General features: G+C 63.1%; 21 protein-coding genes. 4 read left to right on the forward strand and 17 right to left on the reverse strand.

What is annotated here, in order from left to right; translation table 11 throughout:
• Positions 1-62 precede the first annotated feature (62 nt).
• Positions 63-1,394, forward strand: coding sequence for a phosphoglucosamine mutase (gene glmM / locus ABLV49_RS07750; RefSeq protein ID WP_349281038.1), 1,332 nt, complete (start codon positions 63-65; stop codon positions 1,392-1,394).
• A 152-nt stretch (positions 1,395-1,546) separates the two neighbouring features.
• Here glmM and ABLV49_RS07755 read toward each other — a convergent pair whose 3' ends face one another.
• The 5 genes from ABLV49_RS07755 to ABLV49_RS07775 all read right to left on the reverse strand — a co-directional run bounded on the left by ABLV49_RS07755 (position 1,547) and on the right by ABLV49_RS07775 (position 6,800).
• Positions 1,547-2,548, reverse strand: coding sequence for a sugar ABC transporter substrate-binding protein (locus tag ABLV49_RS07755; protein ID WP_349281039.1), 1,002 nt, complete (start codon positions 2,546-2,548; stop codon positions 1,547-1,549).
• Positions 2,549-2,705: 157 nt separating this feature from the next.
• Positions 2,706-3,623 carry a dihydrodipicolinate synthase family protein gene (locus ABLV49_RS07760; protein WP_349281040.1) on the reverse strand — a complete coding sequence of 306 codons (918 nt, stop codon included), beginning with the start codon at positions 3,621-3,623 and terminating at the stop codon, positions 2,706-2,708.
• Positions 3,624-3,625: 2 nt separating this feature from the next.
• Positions 3,626-4,798, reverse strand: a complete 1,173-nt coding sequence (locus ABLV49_RS07765; protein ID WP_349281041.1) for an L-rhamnonate dehydratase — start codon at positions 4,796-4,798, stop codon at positions 3,626-3,628.
• A gap of 15 nt (positions 4,799-4,813) precedes the next feature.
• Positions 4,814-5,833: a 4-hydroxythreonine-4-phosphate dehydrogenase PdxA gene (locus ABLV49_RS07770; RefSeq protein ID WP_349281042.1), complete on the reverse strand. Its 1,020-nt coding sequence runs from the start codon at positions 5,831-5,833 to the stop codon at positions 4,814-4,816.
• A 4-nt stretch (positions 5,834-5,837) separates the two neighbouring features.
• Entirely contained in the window at positions 5,838-6,800 is a 963-nt protein-coding gene (locus tag ABLV49_RS07775; protein WP_349281043.1) for a Bug family tripartite tricarboxylate transporter substrate binding protein, read from the reverse strand.
• Between the two features lie 144 nt (positions 6,801-6,944).
• Here ABLV49_RS07775 and ABLV49_RS07780 point away from each other — a divergent pair, with 144 nt between their 5' ends.
• A complete protein-coding gene (locus tag ABLV49_RS07780; RefSeq protein WP_349281044.1) occupies positions 6,945-7,886 on the forward strand; it encodes a LysR family transcriptional regulator in 942 nt (313 codons plus the stop codon).
• A 113-nt stretch (positions 7,887-7,999) separates the two neighbouring features.
• Here ABLV49_RS07780 and ABLV49_RS07785 read toward each other — a convergent pair whose 3' ends face one another.
• From ABLV49_RS07785 to ABLV49_RS07810, 6 genes are all read right to left on the reverse strand, one after another.
• Positions 8,000-9,214 (reverse strand): ROK family transcriptional regulator, encoded by a 1,215-nt coding sequence (locus tag ABLV49_RS07785; RefSeq protein WP_349281045.1) that lies wholly within the window; start codon positions 9,212-9,214, stop codon positions 8,000-8,002.
• Positions 9,211-9,663 carry an RbsD/FucU family protein gene (locus tag ABLV49_RS07790; protein WP_349281046.1) on the reverse strand — a complete coding sequence of 151 codons (453 nt, stop codon included), beginning with the start codon at positions 9,661-9,663 and terminating at the stop codon, positions 9,211-9,213. The genes ABLV49_RS07785 and ABLV49_RS07790 overlap by 4 nt, the downstream gene beginning before the upstream one ends.
• Positions 9,664-9,689: 26 nt before the next feature.
• Entirely contained in the window at positions 9,690-10,481 is a 792-nt protein-coding gene (locus ABLV49_RS07795) for an ATP-binding cassette domain-containing protein (protein WP_349281047.1), read from the reverse strand.
• On the reverse strand, positions 10,481-11,434 hold the full coding sequence (locus ABLV49_RS07800) for an ABC transporter permease (RefSeq protein WP_349281048.1): 954 nt from the start codon (positions 11,432-11,434) through the stop codon (positions 10,481-10,483). Before ABLV49_RS07800 ends, ABLV49_RS07795 begins: the two co-directional genes overlap by 1 nt.
• Positions 11,435-11,575: 141 nt before the next feature.
• Entirely contained in the window at positions 11,576-12,583 is a 1,008-nt protein-coding gene (locus ABLV49_RS07805) for a porin (RefSeq protein WP_349281049.1), read from the reverse strand.
• Positions 12,584-12,752: 169 nt separating this feature from the next.
• Positions 12,753-13,751, reverse strand: coding sequence for a sugar ABC transporter substrate-binding protein (locus tag ABLV49_RS07810; RefSeq protein ID WP_349281050.1), 999 nt, complete (start codon positions 13,749-13,751; stop codon positions 12,753-12,755).
• Positions 13,752-13,881: 130 nt separating this feature from the next.
• Here ABLV49_RS07810 and ABLV49_RS07815 point away from each other — a divergent pair, with 130 nt between their 5' ends.
• Entirely contained in the window at positions 13,882-14,880 is a 999-nt protein-coding gene (locus tag ABLV49_RS07815) for a carbohydrate kinase family protein (protein WP_349281051.1), read from the forward strand.
• 98 nt (positions 14,881-14,978) lie between these two features.
• Here the strand turns inward: ABLV49_RS07815 and gloA2 are convergent, their stop codons facing one another.
• Together gloA2 and ABLV49_RS07825 are read right to left on the reverse strand one after the other, a co-directional pair.
• A complete protein-coding gene (gene gloA2 / locus ABLV49_RS07820; RefSeq protein WP_349281052.1) occupies positions 14,979-15,380 on the reverse strand; it encodes an SMU1112c/YaeR family gloxylase I-like metalloprotein in 402 nt (133 codons plus the stop codon).
• Positions 15,381-15,487: 107 nt separating this feature from the next.
• On the reverse strand, positions 15,488-15,955 hold the full coding sequence (locus tag ABLV49_RS07825) for a hypothetical protein (protein WP_349281053.1): 468 nt from the start codon (positions 15,953-15,955) through the stop codon (positions 15,488-15,490).
• A gap of 308 nt (positions 15,956-16,263) precedes the next feature.
• Here ABLV49_RS07825 and ABLV49_RS07830 point away from each other — a divergent pair, with 308 nt between their 5' ends.
• Positions 16,264-16,842 carry a septal ring lytic transglycosylase RlpA family protein gene (locus ABLV49_RS07830; protein WP_349281054.1) on the forward strand — a complete coding sequence of 193 codons (579 nt, stop codon included), beginning with the start codon at positions 16,264-16,266 and terminating at the stop codon, positions 16,840-16,842.
• A gap of 60 nt (positions 16,843-16,902) precedes the next feature.
• Here the strand turns inward: ABLV49_RS07830 and ABLV49_RS07835 are convergent, their stop codons facing one another.
• The 4 genes from ABLV49_RS07835 to ABLV49_RS07850 all read right to left on the reverse strand — a co-directional run bounded on the left by ABLV49_RS07835 (position 16,903) and on the right by ABLV49_RS07850 (position 19,633).
• Positions 16,903-17,190, reverse strand: coding sequence for a hypothetical protein (locus tag ABLV49_RS07835; protein WP_349281055.1), 288 nt, complete (start codon positions 17,188-17,190; stop codon positions 16,903-16,905).
• 14 nt (positions 17,191-17,204) lie between these two features.
• Positions 17,205-17,597 (reverse strand): hypothetical protein, encoded by a 393-nt coding sequence (locus tag ABLV49_RS07840; RefSeq protein WP_349281056.1) that lies wholly within the window; start codon positions 17,595-17,597, stop codon positions 17,205-17,207.
• 308 nt (positions 17,598-17,905) lie between these two features.
• Positions 17,906-18,049, reverse strand: coding sequence for a DUF3149 domain-containing protein (locus ABLV49_RS07845; protein WP_349281057.1), 144 nt, complete (start codon positions 18,047-18,049; stop codon positions 17,906-17,908).
• A gap of 141 nt (positions 18,050-18,190) precedes the next feature.
• A complete protein-coding gene (locus tag ABLV49_RS07850; RefSeq protein WP_415838187.1) occupies positions 18,191-19,633 on the reverse strand; it encodes an efflux transporter outer membrane subunit in 1,443 nt (480 codons plus the stop codon).
• Positions 19,634-19,701: the final 68 nt, after the last annotated feature.

Genomic DNA, 19,701 nt, shown 5'->3' on the forward strand with positions numbered 1-19,701 from the left:
CGTGAATTGTGTCAAATCAGCAACGCAACCGCACGGCAACGGGATTTAAAAGATCAATACACATGAACAGAAAATACTTTGGCACTGATGGCATTCGCGGCACCGTTGGGGAGGCTCCGATCACCCCCGATTTCGTCCTCCGGCTGGCGCATGCCGTGGGCCGCGTCCTGCGCAGGACCGAAGCGCGCCCGACGGTGCTGATTGGCAAGGACACTCGCATTTCCGGCTACATGCTGGAGAGCGCGCTGGAGTCCGGGTTCAATTCAGCCGGGGTGGATGTGGTGCTGCTCGGGCCGCTGCCCACGCCCGGCGTCGCCTACCTCACGCGGGCGCAGCGTGCCAGCCTGGGCGTGGTGATCAGCGCCAGCCACAACCCGTTTGCCGACAACGGCATCAAGTTTTTCAGTGCGCAGGGCAACAAGCTCAATGACGAATGGGAGTTCGAGGTGGAGGCAACGCTGAAGGAAGAGCCGGTCTGGGCCGATTCAGCCTCACTTGGAAAGACCCGTCGCCTGGACGATGCGGCGGGGCGCTACATCGAATTTTGCAAGAGCACCTTTGCCCATGACCTGACGCTCAAGGGCCTGAAAATCGTCGTCGATGGCGCGCATGGCGCGGCCTACCAGATCGCGCCGATGGTGTTTCATGAACTGGGCGCCGAGGTGATCGCCATCGGCTGCGCGCCGGATGGACTGAATATCAACGATGGCGTCGGTGCCACGCACCCTCAGGCACTGGTCAACGCAGTGCTTGCCAACAAGGCCGACTACGGCATTGCCCTGGATGGCGATGCGGACCGGCTGCAGATGGTGGATGCGCAAGGCCGGCTGTTCAATGGCGACGAAGTGCTCTACCTGATGGTCAACGAGCGCCTTTCCCGGGGTGAAAAAGTTCCCGGAACCGTCGGCACCCTGATGACCAACATGGCGGTGGAAGTGGCCCTGAAAGCCAAGGGCGTGGAGTTTGTGCGCGCCAAGGTGGGTGACCGCTACATTCTTGAAGAACTCGAAAGGCGCGGCTGGCTGCTGGGCGGCGAGGGTTCTGGCCACATGCTGGCGCTGGACAAGCACACGACCGGCGATGGCCTGATCAGCGCCTTGCAGGTGCTGCAGGCTTGCGCGCGCAGCAATCAAACGCTGGCGCAACTGCTGTCGGATGTGGTGCTGTTTCCGCAAACCCTGATCAATGTCCGGCTCAAGCCCGGCCAGGACTGGACGAGCAGCGCGGAGCTGGCGGCGCAGACCAAAGCGGCGGAAATCGAGTTGGGCGATAACGGCCGCATTTTGATTCGCGCCAGCGGCACCGAGCCGCTGCTGCGCGTGATGGTCGAGGCGCGCGATGCCGAACAGGCCAGGGCCTGCGCCGAGCGGGTGGCCGACGCGGTACGCTTCTGAACACTGATGCAGTGACTTATTTTGAATAAAATTGGTTGTTTGCGCAATACGGGCGGGCATAGATAGCTATCAAATAAATAGCGATTGACCGCCGCGCAGTTAGAAGCCGCCACCATCGGGCGCGGTGACTTGGCCGTAGCGCTGGATGCGGCTTATCTTTTCCCCCAGCACAGTGCCATGCCGGTTTTGACATCCATGCTGTACACGCCGGGCAGCGGCTTGGCCGAAACCAGCGTCACGCCGGTATCGGTGTAGCCGCTGGCCTTTTGGCCGGAATTGGCATATTTCACGCCGGCAATCACTCCCAAGGCCGCCATCTTGAGCGGATATTGCTGCGCGGTGGCGGCGATGATGCCGGCGCCCACGTCGCGGATGCCGTCGCAGCCGCCGTCCACCGAGACGACCACCACATCCTTTTCCTTGCCGGCGGCCTTCAGCGCCTTGTAGGCACCGGCCGCCGCGGGCTCATTGATGGTGTAGACCAGGTTGATGGCCGGATTTTTCTGCAGGCAGTTTTCCATGCCGGTCTGGCCCTTGGCCGCATCGCCAAAGCTGTCGGCCATGCAGACCACCTCGGCGGGCTTGGCCAGGTCGTTGCTCTTGGCGCCCTGCGACTGCAGGCCAAAGCCCTGAAGGAAGCCGTTGTGGCGCTGGGCGCCCACCGGGTGGCCGGGGAATAAATCCAGAGTTGCAATGACTGGCGTCTTGCCATTCAGTGCAGCCTTGGCGTATTGGCCGATCAGCACGCCGGCCTTGTAGTTGTCGGTGGCAAACAGGCCGTCCACGGCGCTGACCGGGTCGGTCGGGCTGTCCAGGGCAATCACCATGACGCCGTTTTGCTGGGCTTTCCTGATGGCCGGAATGATGGCCTTGGCATCGCTGGGCGTGATCAGGATCGTTTTGGCGCCAGCCGCAATCATGTTTTCCATGGCCGTGATCTGTCCGGCGTTGTCCCCGTCGGTCTTGCCAGCAGCGCTGATCACCTTGACGCGCTGTTTATGGGCTTCCAATTCAGCACCTTCCTTCATCTTGACGAAGAAGGGGTTGGTGTCCGTTTTGGTGATCAGGCCGATCACGACGTTATCGGCGGCAAAGACGCTGGAAGCGGCAAAAGCCAGAGTGGTCAGGGCCAGGGCGGCGGTGGATTTTTTCATGGTGTCTCCTCGATAAAGGAAGGATGGAGGTTTATGTGTTGAGGCACCTCCGAACTATAGTGGAGACACACTTACTAAATAAAGTTGCTTTAATTATGAAAACCCTGAGTCAGGCCAAAAATTGCCACTGTTGGTGAAGCCCTGACCAAGACGATGCTCATTTTCCCCAGCGCAGCACCAGCGGGTCCAGCCGCCGGGCAGTTTCCAGCAAGCCTTCGCGCACCTCGGGGTGCATGGCCGGAAACGGGTGGCGCGGCGCTTCGCAGGCGATGATGCCGCCGGCTTTCATGAGCGCCTTGGCCGTCAAAATGCCGCCCTGGCGGTTTTCGTAATTGATCAGCGGCAGCCAGCGCGTGTATTCGGCGACGGCTTCCTCGCGGTTGCCTGCGGTGTAGGCATCCATGATCCGGCGAATGCCGTCCGGATAGGCGCCGCCCGTCATGGCGCCGGTGGCGCCTGCGTCCAGGTCGGGCAGCAGGGTGATGGCTTCCTCGCCGTCCCATGGGCCTTCAATCGCATCACCGCCCAGGCGGATCAGTTCGCGCAGCTTGGAGGCGGCGCCGGCGGTTTCGATCTTGAAGTACGACACCTGTTTGATCTCTTGGGCCATGCGGGCCAGGAAGGCCACCGACAGCGGCGTGCCGCTCATGGGCGCATCCTGGATCATGATGGGGATGTCGATGGCGTCGGAAAGCGCGGCGTAGAACTCGAAAATCTTCTCCTCGCTGGCCCGCAGGGTGGCGCCGTGGTAGGGCGGCATGACCATCACCATGGCCGCGCCCCTGTCCTGCGCGCGGCGGCTGCGCTCGGCGCAGACCCAGGTGCCGAAATGCGTGGTGGTGACAATCACCGGCACACGGCCGGCTACATGCTTGAGGATGGCGGAGGTCAGCACCTCGCGCTCGTCGTCCGACAGCAGGAACTGCTCCGAAAAATTGGCCAGGATGCACAGGCCGGTCGAGCCCGCGTCGATCATGAAGTCCACGCAGCGCAACTGGCTGGGCAGGTCGAGTTCACCTGATTCGGTGAAGGTGGTGGGCACCACCGGAAATACGCCCTTGTAGCGTGCTTGCATGCTCACTCGATGATGTTGAACTGGTCGAGAAACTCGGTCTTCATCGTCAAGCCCAGGCCGGGCTTGTTGTCGTCGAGCTGCACGAAACCGTTCTCGGCGACCGGTTCGCCGTCGAAGATGTAATAGAACAGCTCGTTGCCCACTTCCACGTCGAACATCGGGAAATATTCGCTCATGGGCGAGGCCAGCGTGCTCATGGTCAGGTGGTAGTTGTGCATCTGGCCGGCGTGCGGAATCACCGGCACGCTGTAGGCTTCGCACAGCGCGTTGATCTTGTGCGCCGCCGTGATGCCGCCGACGCGGTTGGTGTCGTACTGCACCACCGACACGGCTTTTTTGTCGAGCAGCTGCTTGAAGCCGTAGAGGCTGAATTCATGCTCGCCGCCCGAAATCGGGATGCTGCTGAGCTGGTTCAGTTCGGCGTAGCCGTCGATGTCGTCGGCAATCACCGGTTCTTCCAGCCAGCGCGGCTCGAACTTTTCCAGTTTCGGCAGCATGCGCTTGGCGTATTCCAGGTTCCAGCCCATGTAGCACTCGAGCATCAGGTCGTTGTCGTAGCCGATGACCTCGCGGATCGCCTCGACCGACTTCAGGTTTTCGGCCACGCCTTTTTGCAGGTGCGCCGGGCCATAGCCAAAGCGCATCTTGAAGGCGGTGAAGCCTTCGTCCTTGTACTTCTGCGCCTCGGCCTGCATCTCGTCGAGGTTGGTGCGGTAGAGCTTGGAGTAATAGACCGGGATTTTTTCCTTGGTGCGCCCGCCCAGCAGCTTGAACACCGGCTTGTTCACCGACTTGCCGAGGATGTCCCAGATCGCCAGGTCAATCGCCGAGATCGCCGCCATGGTCACGCCCTTGCGGCCCCAGGCGTGGGTGGCGCGGTACATGCGCTGCCACAGGTATTCATAGTCCCACGGGTCCTGGCCCAGCACCAGCGGCGTCAGGTACTGATCGATGATCGCCTTGGCTATCGCCGGGGCCAGGGCGACATTGCCCAGGCCGATGATGCCGTCGTCGGTTTCGATCTCCACCACGGTCCACGAATGGAAACGGAAGGTGCTCATCGACTCGGTGTTGGAATACACCAGGTCCATGGCGTTGGAGCAGAAATTGCCCTGCGGTGGAACGGTCTTGCCCTTCCACTCGAATACGCGCGCGCGAACTGATTTGATTTTCATGATGTTGACTTTTGTTTAGGAATGAAGCCGTGCCGCACCCATGCGGCAGGCGATGCGAAAGGCGTTGAGCGTGGCGTTCACATCGGCCACGCCCTGGCCCGCGATGTCATACGCCGTGCCATGCGCCGGCGTGGTGATGGGCACCGGCAGGCCGCCCTGCACGGTCACGCCCTTGCTGAAGCCCATCAGCTTGATGGCGATCTGGCCCTGGTCGTGGTACATGGTGACGATGGCTTGGTACTGGCCGTCACGCGCCTTCAAAAAGATGGTGTCGGCCGGAAACGGGCCGTCCACCGGAAAGCCGCTGGCGCGCAGTTCGCGCACCGCCGGCTCGATGATGTCGATTTCCTCGCGCCCGCAGCTGCCGCCATCGCCGCCGTGCGGGTTGAAGGCGGCAACCGCCACCCTGGGTTCGGCCGTGCCACTGGCCTGCAGCGACCGATAGATCAGCCGCGCGGCGTCCACGATGCGCTCTTTGCTGAGCATCGCCGCCGCATCCTTGAGTGGAATGTGCGACGACACGCGCGAGGTCCACAGGTCGCCCAGCGTGTTGAACTCGCAGAAATAGCCGGTCACGCCGAGGTATTGGGCAAAGTGGTGCAGCTCGTCCTCGTGCTGGAGGCCGCCCTGCTTCATGGCGAACTTGTTCAGCGGCGCAAAGCAGATGGCATCGACTTCGCCGCGTTTCGCGCCGTCCATGCACAGGTTGAGCACCTGCAGCACCGAGGCGCCGCAGGCCGCTTGCGCCTGGCTGCGCTGCACCTGCTCCGGCCGAATCGTGTCCACGGCCAGGAAGGCCGGCAGGCGCTGGTCGGCGCGGCTGCTTACCTCGGCCAGTGTCGCGACGGCCTGCGTGGCGACTGTTTGCCCGGCGATGGCCTGGCCGTCCTGCCAGAGCCAGGGGTCGCCGATGAGCACGATGTTGACGCCTTCGGTGATGCCGGGCTGGCCCAGCAGGCGGGCGATCAGCTCGGGGCCGATGCCTGCCGCGTCGCCCAGCGTCAGGGCAATGACGGGTGTGCTTTGGATGGGCATGGTTTCAGTCCTGCTTGATGTTTTTCTTGGCGATCAGGTCGGCGTAGCGCTTGTTTTCAGCCAGGTGAAAGGCAGCAAACTGCGCCTGCGTCATGGGCGTGAGGTCGGCGCCGATGGCGCCCAGCCGGGTTTGTGTTTCGGGCATGGCCAGCGCCTTGGTCACTTCGGCATGGACGCGCTCCTGCACCGCCTTGGGCGTGGACGATGGCATATAGATGCCATACCAGGCGCTCATTTCCACGCCCTTGAGGCCGGCTTCCGCCATGGTCGGCACGTTGGGCAATTGCGGGTTGCGCTTGCTGCTGGCCACCGCCAGGGCCTTGATGCGGCCGTTCTTGATCTGGCCAATCACCGACGGCAGGGTGTCAAAACTCATCTGCACCGACCCGCCGACCAGGTCGATCAGCGCCGGCCCGCTGCCCCGGTAGGGAATGTGCGTGATGAACACGCCGGCCTGGTCCTTGAACAGCTCGGCCGCGATGTGCTGCGTGCTGCCAGCGCCGCTGGTGGCGTAGTTGAGCTGGCCGGGCTGGGCCTTGGCCAGCTTGATCAGCGACTGGACCGAATCGGCCGGCAGCGCGTTGTTGACCACCAGCACGTTGGGCACCGCGCCGACGAACACCACCGGAACCAGGTCCTTGTTGCTGTCGTAGGGCAGCTTGAGCAGATAGGGCGCAATTGCATGCGCGGTCGATACGCCCATCACCATCGTGTGGCCGTCGGTGGCCTTGGCGGTGGCGTCGGCGGCCAGCGTGTTCGACGCGCCGGGGCGGTTTTCGACCACCACCGGCTGCTTGAGCAGCGGCCCCAGCCGGTCGGCCACGGCGCGCGCCATCGCGTCGGTGCCGCCGCCGGGGGCCGAGCCGACCAGGATTTTGATGGGCTTGGTCGGCCATTCCTGTGCAAAAGCCTGTGTCTGGCTGGTCAAAGTGCAGGTGGCCACCAGCAGGGCGGGAAAGAGTTTCATGGTTGTCTCCGGGTCGTTGGCTGTCAATGGAAGGTGATGGTAGGGGCCTGGACAGTTAACGTAAATTGAAAATAAATGATTATTTGATAAGCTCTGGTTATCATTTAAGGCTGTTCATTTCCGCCACGCCGCACTGTCTTTGCCATGCCCCAAACCTCCCTGACGCCCCAGCTCCTCAACCGCCTGCGCATGCGCCAGGTCGCCCTGATCCTGGCGGTGGGCGAACACGGCACGCTGCGCAAGGCTTCCAGCGAGCTGGGCATGACGCAGCCCGCCGCCACCAAGATGATCCAGGAACTGGAATCGGCGCTGGGGCAAAAACTGTTCGAGCGGGTCGGGCGCGGCCAGAAGCTGACGCCTGCCGGCAACAGCGTGCTGCGCTATTTCAGCGGCATGCGCGGCTCGATTGAGGCCATGACGCGCGAACTGGCCGAACTGCAGCTGGGCAGTTCCGGGCGGGTGTCGGTGGGCAGCATCATGGCGCCGTCGCCGACCTTGCTGACGCAGGCCATCATCGCGCTGAAAAAAGCCTATCCGCTGCTGTCGCTCGATGTCACGCTGGACACCAGCGACCGCCTGTTTGACCTGCTGCGCGAAGGCGTGCTGGATGTGGCGATTGGGCGCATCCGGGGCGAGCACTGGGCCGACTACGTGTTCACGCCGCTGGAAAACGAAGAACTCGCCATCGTCGTGGGCATGCAGCATCCGCTGGGGACTCAGCCATCCGTCGCGTTTGCCAGCCTGCTCGACTACCCGTGGATACTGCAGCCCACCGGCAGCCCGATGCGCGAGGTGCTGGAGCAGGAGTTCCGGATGCAGCAGGCGCCGATGCCCAGGGGCCTGATTGAAACCGCGTCGATTTTGACGACCACCAATTTGATTGCCGAAACCGACATGATCGGCGTCGTGCCGCAGTCGATTGCCGACACCTATGCCCGGCACGGCCTGCTCAGGGTGCTGCCGTGCCACATCCAGCACAAGATGGAGTCGTTTGGCTCGATCACCCGCAAGGACAGGCCGCTGAGCGAGGCCACGCGGTTTTTTCTGTCGGCGCTTCATCAGCGCGAACTGCCTGACGGCAGTTAATGCTTAGCGCTATGTTTTTGATAGCTGCTTGTGCGCGTACTTATTGCGCAAAGTGCCGTTTTGACTGATAAATTGACGCTGCGGGAAGCGCCACAGGACACTGGCCGGCTACGCTAGGGGCTCGCCTTGAGGAACAGGTCCCGGTCGGGCGCAAAGTTGCCGTGCAGCGGCAGCAAGGCGCCGCCCAGCGCCCGCGCATCCGGGCCGATGCTGCCTTCGAGCAGGGTTGGCGGCCACAGGCCTTCCCAGTTGTAGCCAGCCAGGGCCAGGCGGGTGTGCTCCATGAGCCGCTGCAGCAGCGGCCTGCAAAACGAGCCGTCCAGGACGATGGCGTCAAGGTCCAGGAACGCCGTGCCGCTGACGATGCAGTGCGCCAGGGCATTGGCAGCCGGCGTGATCCAGGCGGTCGTTTCTTCCTCGAACGGCGCCTGCATGGCCCGCTCGTCGTAAGCGGCGGTGGCGTCCAGCCCACGGGCTTCAAGCCGCTGCTCCAGCTCCCAGAGCGAAGCCTGGTGAACCAGTTGCTCCGGCCTGGCCTCGCCGGGCCGGGCCACATTCAGCGGTACCGACGCGACGGCCCCCGCATTGCCATGCAGGCCGGCATGCAGGTGCGAATTGATCACCAGCCCGCCGCCGACGAAAGTGTCCACGAACAAATAAAGAAAACTCTTCAGGTCGCGGCCCCGTCCGGCCACCAGTTCGGCCACGCAGGCCGCCGAAGTGTCCTTGGCAAAGTTCACCGGCAGGTCGGTCATGGCTTGCACTTCGGCTCTCAGGTCGATCTGGTTCCAGGTGTCGGCCTGCGCATCGGACAGGCCCAGCATCCGGTGCCAGCCGCCGAGCTGAAAGGGTGCGGCAATGCCCACGCCGACCAGCCGGGAGCCCAGGTCGCCAAGCCCATCGCGCAAGGCATTCAGGTTTTCGCCCAGCGCGGGCAGCAGCACCCTGGCATCGGGAAAAGCATAGGCCAGTGACTTGCGCTGGCGCACCCGGCCGGTGAAGTCCACCAGCAGCCAGTCGGTGTTGCGGCGCCCGATCTTGATGCCGATGGAAAATGCGCCGTCCGGATTCAGCGCCAGCGGGACCGACGGCTGGCCGATGCGGCCGCGCACCCGGTCATGCCGGATCAAGAGCCCGTCCTCATCCAGCCGGGTGGTGATCAGTCCGATGGTCTGCGCCGTCAGTCCGGTCAGGCGGGCCAGGTCGGCTTTGGGCAGGCTGCCGTTCTGGCGAATGGCCTGCAGCACCACCCGTTCGTTGAACTGGCGCATGCCCACATGGTTGGAGCCGCGCGGGCGCAGAAGCGGGGGAGCCTGGTCATTGGTCATGGGCGTAGAGTTTCGCCGATAACGCCTTTGTGCAAGATGAAGTTGCCAAAAGGCTGCAATTCGCCGGTCACCACAATCGCGCAGGCCTTTTGCACGCGCTCGTAGAACGCATAGCGCTCGACCGGCTCGGCTTGCTGGTGGGGCAGCAGGCTGTCCTTGAGCAAGTCCAGCACCTCGCGCTGCAAGGCCGACAGGTAGGGCGGCTCTGTGTTTGATACCTGCATGAAAGCCACTGGATGCGCCACATCGGCGGCCAGCGGCAGCAGCGCATTGATGGCCTTGACCACCTGCGCCATGCCGGCGCCGGGCAGCCTGAGCACCGGCTTGCCCGCGCCCAGGCTCAGGGCCGTGAAGTTGGCATCGGCCAGCAGCACGGCCTCGTCATGGCCCATTTCCATCAGCAGCTTGAGCAGCTCGGGCGTGATCAGGGGATCGATGCCTTTAAGCATGCAGGGCCTCCATGCGTTTGCCGGGTTCAAGCATGGGCTTCCTCCGGCAGCTCGCTGGCCGACTTGGCGCCGGTCATCACCGCCACCGTGTCGCTCATGCTGATGTATTTCGGGTTGACCACGGCGGCGCGCTTGCCCAGCCGGGCAATGTGGATGCGGTCGGCCACCTCGAACACATGCGGCATGTTGTGCGAGATCAGCACCACCGGCAGGCCCTTGTCGCGCACCCGGCGGATCAGCTCCAGCACCATGTTGCCTTCCTTCACGCCCAGCGCGGCGGTCGGCTCGTCCATGATGACCACATGCTGCGCAAAGGCCGCTGCACGCGCCACGGCCACGCACTGGCGCTGGCCGCCCGAGAGCGTTTCGACCGCCTGCGTCATCGAGCGGATGCCGACCTTCAGGTCGTTCATGCGCGAAATGCTTTCCTCCAGCATTTTTTTCTTGTCCAGCAGCTGCAGGAACTGGCCGAAAAAACCGGGGCGGCACAGCTCGCGGCCCAAAAACAGGTTTTCGGCAATCGTCATGGCCGGCGCCACGGCCAGGTCCTGGTACACGGTTTCAATGCCGGATTTGCGCGCATCCATCGGACTCTTGAAATGAATCGGCTGGCCGTCCAGAAAAATTTCGCCTTCATCGGGAATCGTCGCCCCCGACAGGCACTTGATCAGCGAGGACTTGCCGGCGCCGTTGTCGCCGATCACCGCCAGGATCTCGCCGGCCCGAAGTTCAAAGTCGGCGCCATCAAGCGCGGTGACCTGGCCGTAGCGTTTGACCAGGCCCTTGGCCTGCATCACGATTTGAGGTTGAGTGCTCATTAACGTACTCCCTTGCGAGACATCTGGTCAGTGGTGACGGCAAGAATCACCAGAATGCCGGTCACCAGAACCTGGTAAACCGAGGAGACGCCCATCAGCGTCAAGCCATTGCGAAACACGCCCACGATCAAGGCGCCGACCAGCGTGCCCAGCAGCATGCCGCGTCCGCCAAACAGGCTGGTGCCGCCCAGCACCACGGCGGTGATGGCGTCCAGGTTTTCGGTCTGGCCGGCGTTCGGGTCGCCGGCACCGGTGCGGGCAACGGACAGCAGCGAGGCAATGCCATAAAACAGGCCGGCCAGCACATACACGCCCAGCAGCACCCGGTCGGTCGCTATACCGGTCAGGCGGGTCGCTTCGGGGCTGTTGCCGACGGCATAGATATGGCGGCCGGGGGCTGTTTCGCGCAGCCAGAGCCAGGTCGCCAGGTACAGGACCAGCATCAGCACCACGCCATAACCCATTGAGGTATTGCCGATGGTGAAGGTGTTGCCCAGGAAGGTCATGCCGGCCGGAATATCGGTCACGGTTTGCGACTGGGAATACAGCTGGGTGATGGCAAAGGCGATGTTCAGCGTGCCCAGCGTGACGATGAAGGGCGGCAGCTTGATGCGCGTCACCAGCAGGCCGTTGATCAGGCCGAACAGCATGGTCACCGCCATGCCGCAGGCAATCGCCACCGGTGTGGGGAGGCCGAAGTCGGCCGAAAGCTTGGTCATCACGATGCCGCCCAGCGCCATGACCATGCCGCAAGACAGGTCAATGCCGGCGGTCAGGATGATCAGCGTCTGCCCGATGGCAATCACGCCCACCACCATGACCTGCTGCATGATCAGCGAGAAATTCTGGAGCGTTAAAAATCGTTCGTTCTGGGTTGCGAAGAAAACGCAGGCCAGCAGCAAGGCAATAAAAGGCCCCAGTTTCGCAATAGAGGGTAATTTTGAAGTGTTCATGTCGTGGCATGGCTTGTGAGGGTAAGGGTCCGCGAGGGAACCGACGCAAGCCCCGGTGTGACGGGGGCCTGCACGTTACCCGTTACCCGTCAGGTGACGCGCAACAGGCTCGATGGGCTTGAATCGCCTCAGTTCTGAAAATTAGAACAGGTGGCTCACGCCCATGGCGTAGAGGCTGGTATTCAGGCGCGGCAGGACCGGGTAGGTGGTCCGCGTGGCATGGTAGCCGGTGTACAAGAATGTACGCTTGGACAGCGCATACTGGGCTGCCAGGCTGATGCCCTTGCGCTTGATGTCACCGGCGGCGACATTGTCGGTTGAGCCAGCGAAGCCACCCGAGACCGACAGGAGGCCAGACACCGGAACGGTCGCGCCCAGCGTCCAGTCGCGGGTTTTCAAGTCATTCTGCGATTGACGCCCAACGCTGGCCTGCAGCGTGGCCATGCCAAAGTCGTAAGTGGCATTCAACATGGTGAATTTTTTCGTCGGAACCGAGCCATTGACCCGTTCGGTCTGATGGCCCAGGCCGACATACAGCGGACCGCCCGTGTATTTGACATTCAGGGCGGCAACCCTGCCGGCATTCACCGTGGCGGTCTTGTTTTCGCCCATGCTGTAGCTGGCCGCGCCGCTGAAGCCGCTCACATTCGGCGTGAAATAGATCGCGGAATTGCGCGGGTTGTAGGTGTAGCCGCCAATGGCTCCGCCATAAAAAACACCGCTGTTCGGCGACAGGCCCGAGTCCCAGGCCGCGTTGGACGCGCCTTTCATTTCATCGAAAGCCGACCAGACCTTGCCCAGCCGCACCTCGCCGAAACCGCCCGACAGGCCCACGTAGGCATTGCGGCTGAACATCTGGTTAAGCTTGGTCTGGCCGTCCTGGCTGTCTTCCAGGGAAGCGCCATTGTCCACATTAAAGCCCTGTTCCAGCAGGAAACTGGCTTTCAGGCCACCGCCCAGGTCTTCCGTTCCCTTGAAGCCAAAGCGGCTGGTATTGAGGAGGCCGCTGTCAATTTTCGTTTGCGTCACAGTCCCGTTCTTGACGACACCGAACGAAGCGTCGGCAATACCGTACAAGGTCACGGAGGACTGGGCCATTGCCGCGCCAGAGGCAGCCACCACGGCCAGGGCGATCAAACTTTTCTTCATGAAAATCTCCAAAAAATAAAAACTGCTTGCAAATCGGTTGCAAGGCTCCGCAAGAACCATCCCGGTTTTGCAGGGCCTGCAGGTGTGAACCGTTGCCCGTCAGGTGACGCGCAACAGGCTCAAGAGGCTCAAACCACAGCGTTGCGGCTTGGGGTGAGGTGAGGGCTGCTTACTTCTTGCCCCAGCACAGGTCCATGCCGGTTTTGACATCCTTGCTGTCCACGCCGGGCTGGGCCTTGGCGGCGATCAGGGTCACGCCGGTATCGGTGTAGCCGCTGACCTTCTTGCCGGTCTTGGCATATTCCACGCCGGCGGCAACGCCCATGGCGGCCATCTTCAGCGGGTATTGCTGGGAAGTGGCGCTGATGACACCGGCGCCCACGTCCTTGACGCCGGCGCAGCCGCCGTCCACCGACACGACCACCACGTCTTTTTCCTTGCCAGCGGTTTTCAGCGCCTTGTAGGCACCGGCCGCTGCGGGCTCATTGATGGTGTAGACCAGGTTGATGGCCGGGTTCTTCTGCAGGCAGTTTTCCATGCCGGTCTGGCCCTTGGCCGCATCGCCAAAGCTGTCGGCCATGCAGACCACTTCGGCCGGCTTGGCCAGGTCGTTGCTCTTGGCGTCCAGCGACTGCAGGCCAAAGCCCTGCAGGAAGCCGTTGTGGCGCTGGGCGCCCACCGGGTGGCCGGGCAGCAGGTCAAGCGTGGCGATGACGGGTTTCTTGCCGCCCAGGGCGGCCTTGGCGTACTGGCCGATGAGCACGCCGGCCTTGTAGTTGTCGGTGGCGAACAGGCCATCGACGGCGCTGACCGGGTCGGTCGGGCTGTCCAGGGCGATCACCATCACGCCGTTTTGCTGGGCTTTCTTGATGGCCGGAATGATGGCCTTGGCATCGCTGGGCGTGATCAGGATCGTTTTGGCGCCAGCCGCAATCATGTTTTCCATGGCCGTGATCTGCCCGGCGTTGTCGCCGTCGGTCTTGCCGGAGCCGCTGATGACCTTGGCGCCCAGTTTTTTGCCCTCGGCCTCGGCGCCTTCCTTCATCTTGACGAAGAAAGGGTTGCTGTCGGTCTTGGTGATCAGCCCGATCACGGGTTCGGCCGCGAACGCGCTGGAAGCGGCAAAAGCCAGAGCGGTCAGGGCCAGGGTGGCGGTGGACTTTTTCATGTTGTCTCCTCGTTAAGGAAGGATGGCGGTTTCTTGATGTCGGAGTTAAAAACCCCGGGGTTTACGCTTTACGTTTGGGCGTGTCCGAACTATAGTGGAGACTGACTAACTAAATCAAGTTACTTTAATAATGGAAAACCCTGAGACAACCCTAAAAATTGCAACCGCCGGCGAAGCCCTGATTGACCTGATCGGACGGCCTGACGGTCTGTTTGATCCGTGCCTGGGCGGCTCGGTGTTCAACTTCACCCGCGCCATGGCGCGCCAGCAAATCGGCACGCTCTACCTCAATCCCTTGTCTGGCGACCGGTTCGGCCGCCGCCTGGCGCAGGCGTTGGCGGCCGACGGCGTGCATCTGGCCCGCCCGGAGCCGGTGCCCCAGCCCACCTCGCTGGCGGTGGTGGCCCTGAGCGAGGCTGGCCACCCCGACTATGCGTTTTACCGCCAGGGCGTGGCGGACCGGGCGGTATCGGCCGAAGGCCTGATGCGTTCATGCGACGCGGCGCCCACGCTGGAGATGGTCTGCAGCGGCTGCCTGGCGCTGGCCCCCGAAGACGCGCAAATCTACCTGCCCTGGCTCGCGGCCTGCCGCCAGGCCGGGAAAACCGTGGTGGTCGATGCCAACCTGCGCCCGTCGGTCATGCCCGACCTGGCCGCCTACCGCCGCCATGTGCTGGCCGCATTGCAGCTGGCCGACGTGATCAAGGCCAGCGACGAAGACCTGGGCCACCTGGGAATCGCCGGCGGCACCGCGCTGGAGCAGGCGAAAAACCTGTTGGCCAGTACCGGCGCCAGTCTGATGGCCCTGACGCTGGGCGGCGAGGGCGCCTGCCTGCTCACGCGCGGCGGCCAGGTCTGGCAAGCCCGCGAAGCCGAGCCGGTGAAGGTGGTCGATACGGTGGGCGCGGGCGACTGCTTTTTGGCGGGCCTGCTCACGGCCGTGCTGCTGGAGAAAGACCTGGTGCTGGCGCAACTGGCCGATGCGCCGGCCCGGCGCATCCTGTCGCACGCCCTGGCCAGTGCCACGCTGTGCGTGATGCAGCGCGGCTGCGTGCCGCCCAGCCGGGATGAAGTGCTGGCCCGGATGCAGCAGTTCCCCTGCCTTCTTAGTGTTGAAACAAGCGTCTGACGCTTGGGTGTCTGGCGTGAAAGGCCGGCCGTATTACGGGTGCGGCTCAGTCAGCAGGCTTGGCGGGCATGCCGGCGCGTGTCCGCTTGAGCGATGGGTCAGCCGGCATTCTGGACCCTCTGCTCGTAGAGCTCCAGAGGGAGGCCATCGGGATCAGCGAAGAAGACAAAGCGCTTGTTCGTATATTCGTCCAGGCGGATCGCTTCGACGGCGATGCCCATTGATTCCAGCTTCTTCTTGCACTCGTCTACGTCATCAACCTCAAACGCAAGATGACGCAGGCCCCGCGCCTCCGGGTAGGACGGACGTTCAGGAGCCCCAGGAAAGGAGAAGAGTTCCACTTGGGTTCCGTCTGGAAGCGCGAGGTCCAGCTTGTAGGAGTTGCGCTCTTGGCGATAGTTTTCCGCGAGTACTCGCAGGCCAAGGCATTCGGTGTAGAAGCGCTTCGAGGCTTCATAGTCCGAGCAGATGATGGCTGCGTGATGAATGCGCTTCAGCATATGGGAATGACGGCTAACGCCGCGTTAAGCCGCCGCCAGCCCGCAGTGGTTGGTTTAAACGAAACACTTCCCCGGCAGTCGGCTTGAACGCATAGTTAGATTTCATTTCAGTAGATAATCAACTTGCCCTCTTCCGTCAGACCGCAGGGCCAGAAGCCGCTGCTGTACAGCTTGACGACGCTACACCAAAAACCACACTTCTCTGCAATTATTTCGCGCGCTGCCATTCTTGCCGCGAACTGCGCTGCGGATTGGGCAGCGATGTTGTAGTCGTGCGGACCTTCGACAAGGCGAGCGACTCTTGTCTCAATACTACGTATGGATTTCAACGCTGCTTTCAGTGCGCGTAACTCTGCTTCTCTGCGCTCAGCCCCCTTGCCGTTCTGATCAATGAGGACACGCAGACCATCTCCATGGATTGGGTCTTCCTGATCTCTGGATGTAGGCAGCCAATCCCACCTTTCGTCGTCGGTTATTGATACCAGCGATACCGTGTCAGCACGCGACCGGAATTCGCCAAGATGCGAAAACCAGTTCGCGGAAGTAATCGTGTCTTCGAGTTCGTTGATGGTCACAATGCAATCTAACGATCAGCGTTTATCTGCCGCACCACGATGCCTGCCAAGGGCAACGGTGCCAAACGCGGCGGATAAACCTCGTTGGACTGAACCACCGCCCTGAACAGAAGGCGCTCGGTGACGGCCAGAGGGGGTTTGCAAGGTTGCGGTGCGTGGGCATGCACAAATTATGACCCGGCTTTGTGCCGCTGGCGTGCGCGCCAATGCTGTAACACCGCCATGCGCGCTGTCATACTGACTGCAATCGCCCTTCAGTTGCCTGCAAGGCAGCACTAACGCCATCACTTTCAAGGAGGATCGACAAAATGCCAAAGCATTCCCGCTTCAATCGCCTGGCCAGCTTTCTGCTGGGCTGGGCCGTGGTCGCCTGTGCTGCCGGGCTTCCACCCGCCGCGCTTGCCGCAGGAAAGGCTGCAGCGCATCATTCCGCGTCGTCACGGCACGCCAAGTCACCCGCGAAGGTGACGCCGGACTTGTCCGGCCGCAAGCGCGTTGGCAAGGCATCGGTTTATTCGACGAAGCTGGCGGGCAGGAAGATGGCGGACGGCACCCGGATGAAGCTGCACGACGACAACGCCGCGAGCAAGACACTGCCGCTCGGCACCACCGCGAAGGTGACCAACCTGGAGACCAGCCAGAGCGCGAAGGTCACCATCCAGGACCGGGGCCCACATGTGAAGGGCCGGATCGTGGACCTGTCTCCCGCCACGGCGCGCAAGATCGGAATCGGAAAAGACAGCGGCGTGGCCAGGGTCAGCGTTGAACCCATCGCGATTCCGATGCCCGACGGCAGCATCAAGCATGGCGCTGGCGCCGCAAAGGGTGCCAAAAAGGACAAGCCGATTTCTGGCAAACAGGGCAAACAGGGCAAACAGGGCAAATAGCCAAGCTATTGATGCTGGCCGTTCAAATCAGGCAGCCACCTCTTCAGCCCGCTGCCTCACTCAGCGCACTTCCTTGAGCGATGCAAGGTCCATATCGCCGCTTTGGCTGCTAAACCGCAGCGTGCCGCCATGACTGCCTTGCGCCTGGCTCACGCCCGAAATGCGGTGCTCGCCGGTGTCGTATTGCGACACCTTGCCGCCTTGCTCGACCGCCAGGCGGCGCTGGTCGGGGAAGAATGCGTAGCGCACGCCGTTCTGGCTGCCGCTGCTCGAAGGCCTGGAAAGCCCTTTGGGCCACCAGCTTGAATCGGGCGCCTGCATGGGCTTCATGGGAGCCATCGGCTTCATGGGCTCCATGCCCATTAACGCCGTGTGTCGCGCTTGCGGCGCAGTACCAGCGCTGCGAGCAGCGCACCGGCCGCTGCGCCAATGGCCACCGCCTTGATGGGTTCATCGGCGATGCGGCGGGAAGCCGTCGCTTGTAGGTCGGACGCCTGGGTTTTCAGGGTGCCGAGTTTCTCGCCCGCCATGCCGCTTGCATTTTTGGCGTAGCTGCGTGCCGTTTTCCACGCATCGCCAGCGATCTCCTTGGCCGTCCCCAGGGCTTCGCGCCCGGCGGCTTTGGCATCGTCGATGGTGGGACGGAGCGCTTGCACGGTGTTTGCGCCTTTTGCCTGCGCCTCGCTGGCGAATCCGGTTTGACTGGCCCCGTCAGTCATCGGCGAAGGGGTTTCAGTGTTGTCTGTCATAAGCATTTTCAAATCCTCCTGGCAACAGTGCCAGTGGATATTTGAATGCCGCTGCCCAGGAATCCGTGTGGGTTGACCGACCGTTCAACTGTAGGCTGAAGGTTTCCCGGTGCTTCGGAAACGGTGAACCGGCGCAAGGGTTCGAGGGTGAAAGACAGTGAGCAGTCCGCGCTTGAACGAGGCGCTGCATCGGCATGAATCGACTGGCGGGTTTTAAGCAGGATGCTATGTTTTATATAGCTGCTTGCACCCGCTGCTATTGCGCAAATGGCCAATTCGATGATGAATTGGCAGTGCCGGCGCGCTGGCCAGGCTTACTGCTGGGGGCGGGTCGGGTCGTGCTTCATCTTGCCCAGAAACAGGCGCAGGAAAAACGCGCCCATGCACATCATGAAAGCGATGCCGCCAATGCTCATGAGGCCATAGTCGGTGGAAAACAGGTCGGTCAGCAGTTTCATGGAATCGCTCCTGGTGGTTCAAATCGTTCAATTTGTTACGACTATCCCCCTATCGGGCGCGTGGGTTCCTGATCCTGGTCAACAGTTGGCTGCATGCCGGATTTTTTCAGGCATTGGGGCCAGCGCGCGGCGTGAATCCCTTTACATCCCGGCCTGCCAGCCGCCGCCCAGCGACTGGATCAGGGCCACGGCGGTGGTCTGGCGGTCGGCCATGGCCTGCACCAGCGCGCGGCGGGCGTTCAGCGCGGTGGCCTGGGCGGTGATGACTTCGGTGTAGCTGACCTGGCCGCTGCGGTAGCGGTTGAGCACCTGCTGCTCGACCTGGTCGGCTGCTTCGGACGCCTGACGGCGCAGGTCTTGCTGGGCCAGCAGCACGCGGGTGGCGGCCAGCTGGTCTTCAACGCCCTGGAACGCCGTCAGCACGGTTTGCCGGTAGCGCGCCACCGCCTGCGCATGCGCCGCTTCGCTGCCTTCGACGCGGGCGCGGGTGGCGCCGGCGTTGAACAGGGTTTGCGCCGCCGACAGGCCGAGCGACCAGACGCTGCTCGACGCGCTGAACAGCTCGGCCACGCGGCTGGCGCCGAATCCATACGATGCGCCCAGCGGCAGGCTGGGGTAGTAGGCGGCTCTAGCGATGCCGATCTGCTCGTTGGCCACGGCCACGCCGCGCTCGGCGCTGGCAATGTCGGGGCGGCGCTGCAGCAGGGTGGACGGAACGCCCACCGGAACCTCCGGCACCACGGGCTTCCAGTCGGCGGGCGGCAGCGAGAAATTGCCGGGCGCTTGGCCCACCAGCACGGCAATGGCGTGTTCCAGTTGGGCGCGCTGGCGGAAAAGCCCGGCGTCGTCGGCCTGCGCATTGGCCAGCTGGGTTTGCGCCTGCAGCACATCGGTCTTGGCGGCAATGCCGGCGCTGTAGCGGTTCTGCGTGATCTCCAGGCTGCGCTGGTAGCCGGCGAGGGTGCTTTCGAGCAAGGCTTTTTGCGCGTCGGTCTGGCGCAGCGTCAGGTAGTTGATGGCCAGCTCGCCCTGGGCCGACAGCCGGGCCGAGGCCAGGTCGGCGGCGCTGGCCTGGGCGCTGGCCGCGCTGCTCTCGACCGCGCGGCCCAGCCGGCCCCAGACATCGGGCTCCCAGCTGGCGCCTATGCTGAGCTGGTAGCTGTTGCCGGTGCGCCCGCCGCTGCTGCTGGCACTGGCGCTGCTCGAACTGCTGTGCGAACGGTTGGCGCCGCCGTCCAGCGTGACCGTGGGAAACAGCGACGCCCGCTGCTCGCGAACCACGGCGCGCGCCTGCGCATAGGCGGCCACGGCGGCGGCGACGTTCTGGTTCGAGACTTCGACGCGCGCCGCCAGCCCGTCGAGCACCGGGTCGCCGAACAGCGACCACCACGGGCCGCGCTCCAGCGCATCGGCCGGGGCGGCGGCCACCCAGCCTTCGGCTTCCTTGAAGGCGCTGACGTCGGGCGTCGCGGGGCGCTGGTAGTCGGGTCCGACGGCGCAGCCGGCCAGCAGCAGGGCTAGCAGCGCAGCGGTGAATATCGGGCGGCTAGAGGCAGGAATGGGTTGCATGGAGTACTCGCTCATGGCTTTAGGTGTCGGGGTAGGGCGAATCAATCACCTGGCTTTTGTCAAACCGGCGTCTGCAGTTTTAC

The sequence above is a fragment of the Polaromonas hydrogenivorans genome (assembly GCF_040105105.1).
Taxonomy (GTDB): Bacteria; Pseudomonadota; Gammaproteobacteria; order Burkholderiales; family Burkholderiaceae_C; genus Polaromonas; species Polaromonas hydrogenivorans.

Coding starts and splice junctions, on each gene's coding strand:
- ABLV49_RS07780 (WP_349281044.1), top strand. CDS start 6,945: ATGCCCCAAACCTCCCTGACGCCCCAGCTCCTCAACCGCCTGCGCATG.
- gloA2 (WP_349281052.1), bottom strand. CDS start 15,380: ATGCTGAAGCGCATTCATCACGCAGCCATCATCTGCTCGGACTATGAA.
- ABLV49_RS07815 (WP_349281051.1), top strand. CDS start 13,882: ATGGAAAACCCTGAGACAACCCTAAAAATTGCAACCGCCGGCGAAGCC.
- ABLV49_RS07760 (WP_349281040.1), bottom strand. CDS start 3,623: ATGCAAGCACGCTACAAGGGCGTATTTCCGGTGGTGCCCACCACCTTC.
- ABLV49_RS07840 (WP_349281056.1), bottom strand. CDS start 17,597: ATGCTTATGACAGACAACACTGAAACCCCTTCGCCGATGACTGACGGG.
- ABLV49_RS07765 (WP_349281041.1), bottom strand. CDS start 4,798: ATGAAAATCAAATCAGTTCGCGCGCGCGTATTCGAGTGGAAGGGCAAG.
- ABLV49_RS07755 (WP_349281039.1), bottom strand. CDS start 2,548: ATGAAAAAATCCACCGCCGCCCTGGCCCTGACCACTCTGGCTTTTGCC.
- ABLV49_RS07790 (WP_349281046.1), bottom strand. CDS start 9,663: ATGCTTAAAGGCATCGATCCCCTGATCACGCCCGAGCTGCTCAAGCTG.
- ABLV49_RS07830 (WP_349281054.1), top strand. CDS start 16,264: ATGCCAAAGCATTCCCGCTTCAATCGCCTGGCCAGCTTTCTGCTGGGC.
- ABLV49_RS07795 (WP_349281047.1), bottom strand. CDS start 10,481: ATGAGCACTCAACCTCAAATCGTGATGCAGGCCAAGGGCCTGGTCAAA.
- ABLV49_RS07770 (WP_349281042.1), bottom strand. CDS start 5,833: ATGCCCATCCAAAGCACACCCGTCATTGCCCTGACGCTGGGCGACGCG.
- ABLV49_RS07835 (WP_349281055.1), bottom strand. CDS start 17,190: ATGAAGCCGATGGCTCCCATGAAGCCCATGCAGGCGCCCGATTCAAGC.
- ABLV49_RS07845 (WP_349281057.1), bottom strand. CDS start 18,049: ATGAAACTGCTGACCGACCTGTTTTCCACCGACTATGGCCTCATGAGC.
- ABLV49_RS07775 (WP_349281043.1), bottom strand. CDS start 6,800: ATGAAACTCTTTCCCGCCCTGCTGGTGGCCACCTGCACTTTGACCAGC.
- ABLV49_RS07800 (WP_349281048.1), bottom strand. CDS start 11,434: ATGAACACTTCAAAATTACCCTCTATTGCGAAACTGGGGCCTTTTATT.
- ABLV49_RS07805 (WP_349281049.1), bottom strand. CDS start 12,583: ATGAAGAAAAGTTTGATCGCCCTGGCCGTGGTGGCTGCCTCTGGCGCG.
- ABLV49_RS07785 (WP_349281045.1), bottom strand. CDS start 9,214: ATGACCAATGACCAGGCTCCCCCGCTTCTGCGCCCGCGCGGCTCCAAC.
- ABLV49_RS07810 (WP_349281050.1), bottom strand. CDS start 13,751: ATGAAAAAGTCCACCGCCACCCTGGCCCTGACCGCTCTGGCTTTTGCC.
- glmM (WP_349281038.1), top strand. CDS start 63: ATGAACAGAAAATACTTTGGCACTGATGGCATTCGCGGCACCGTTGGG.
- ABLV49_RS07850 (WP_415838187.1), bottom strand. CDS start 19,633: ATGAGCGAGTACTCCATGCAACCCATTCCTGCCTCTAGCCGCCCGATA.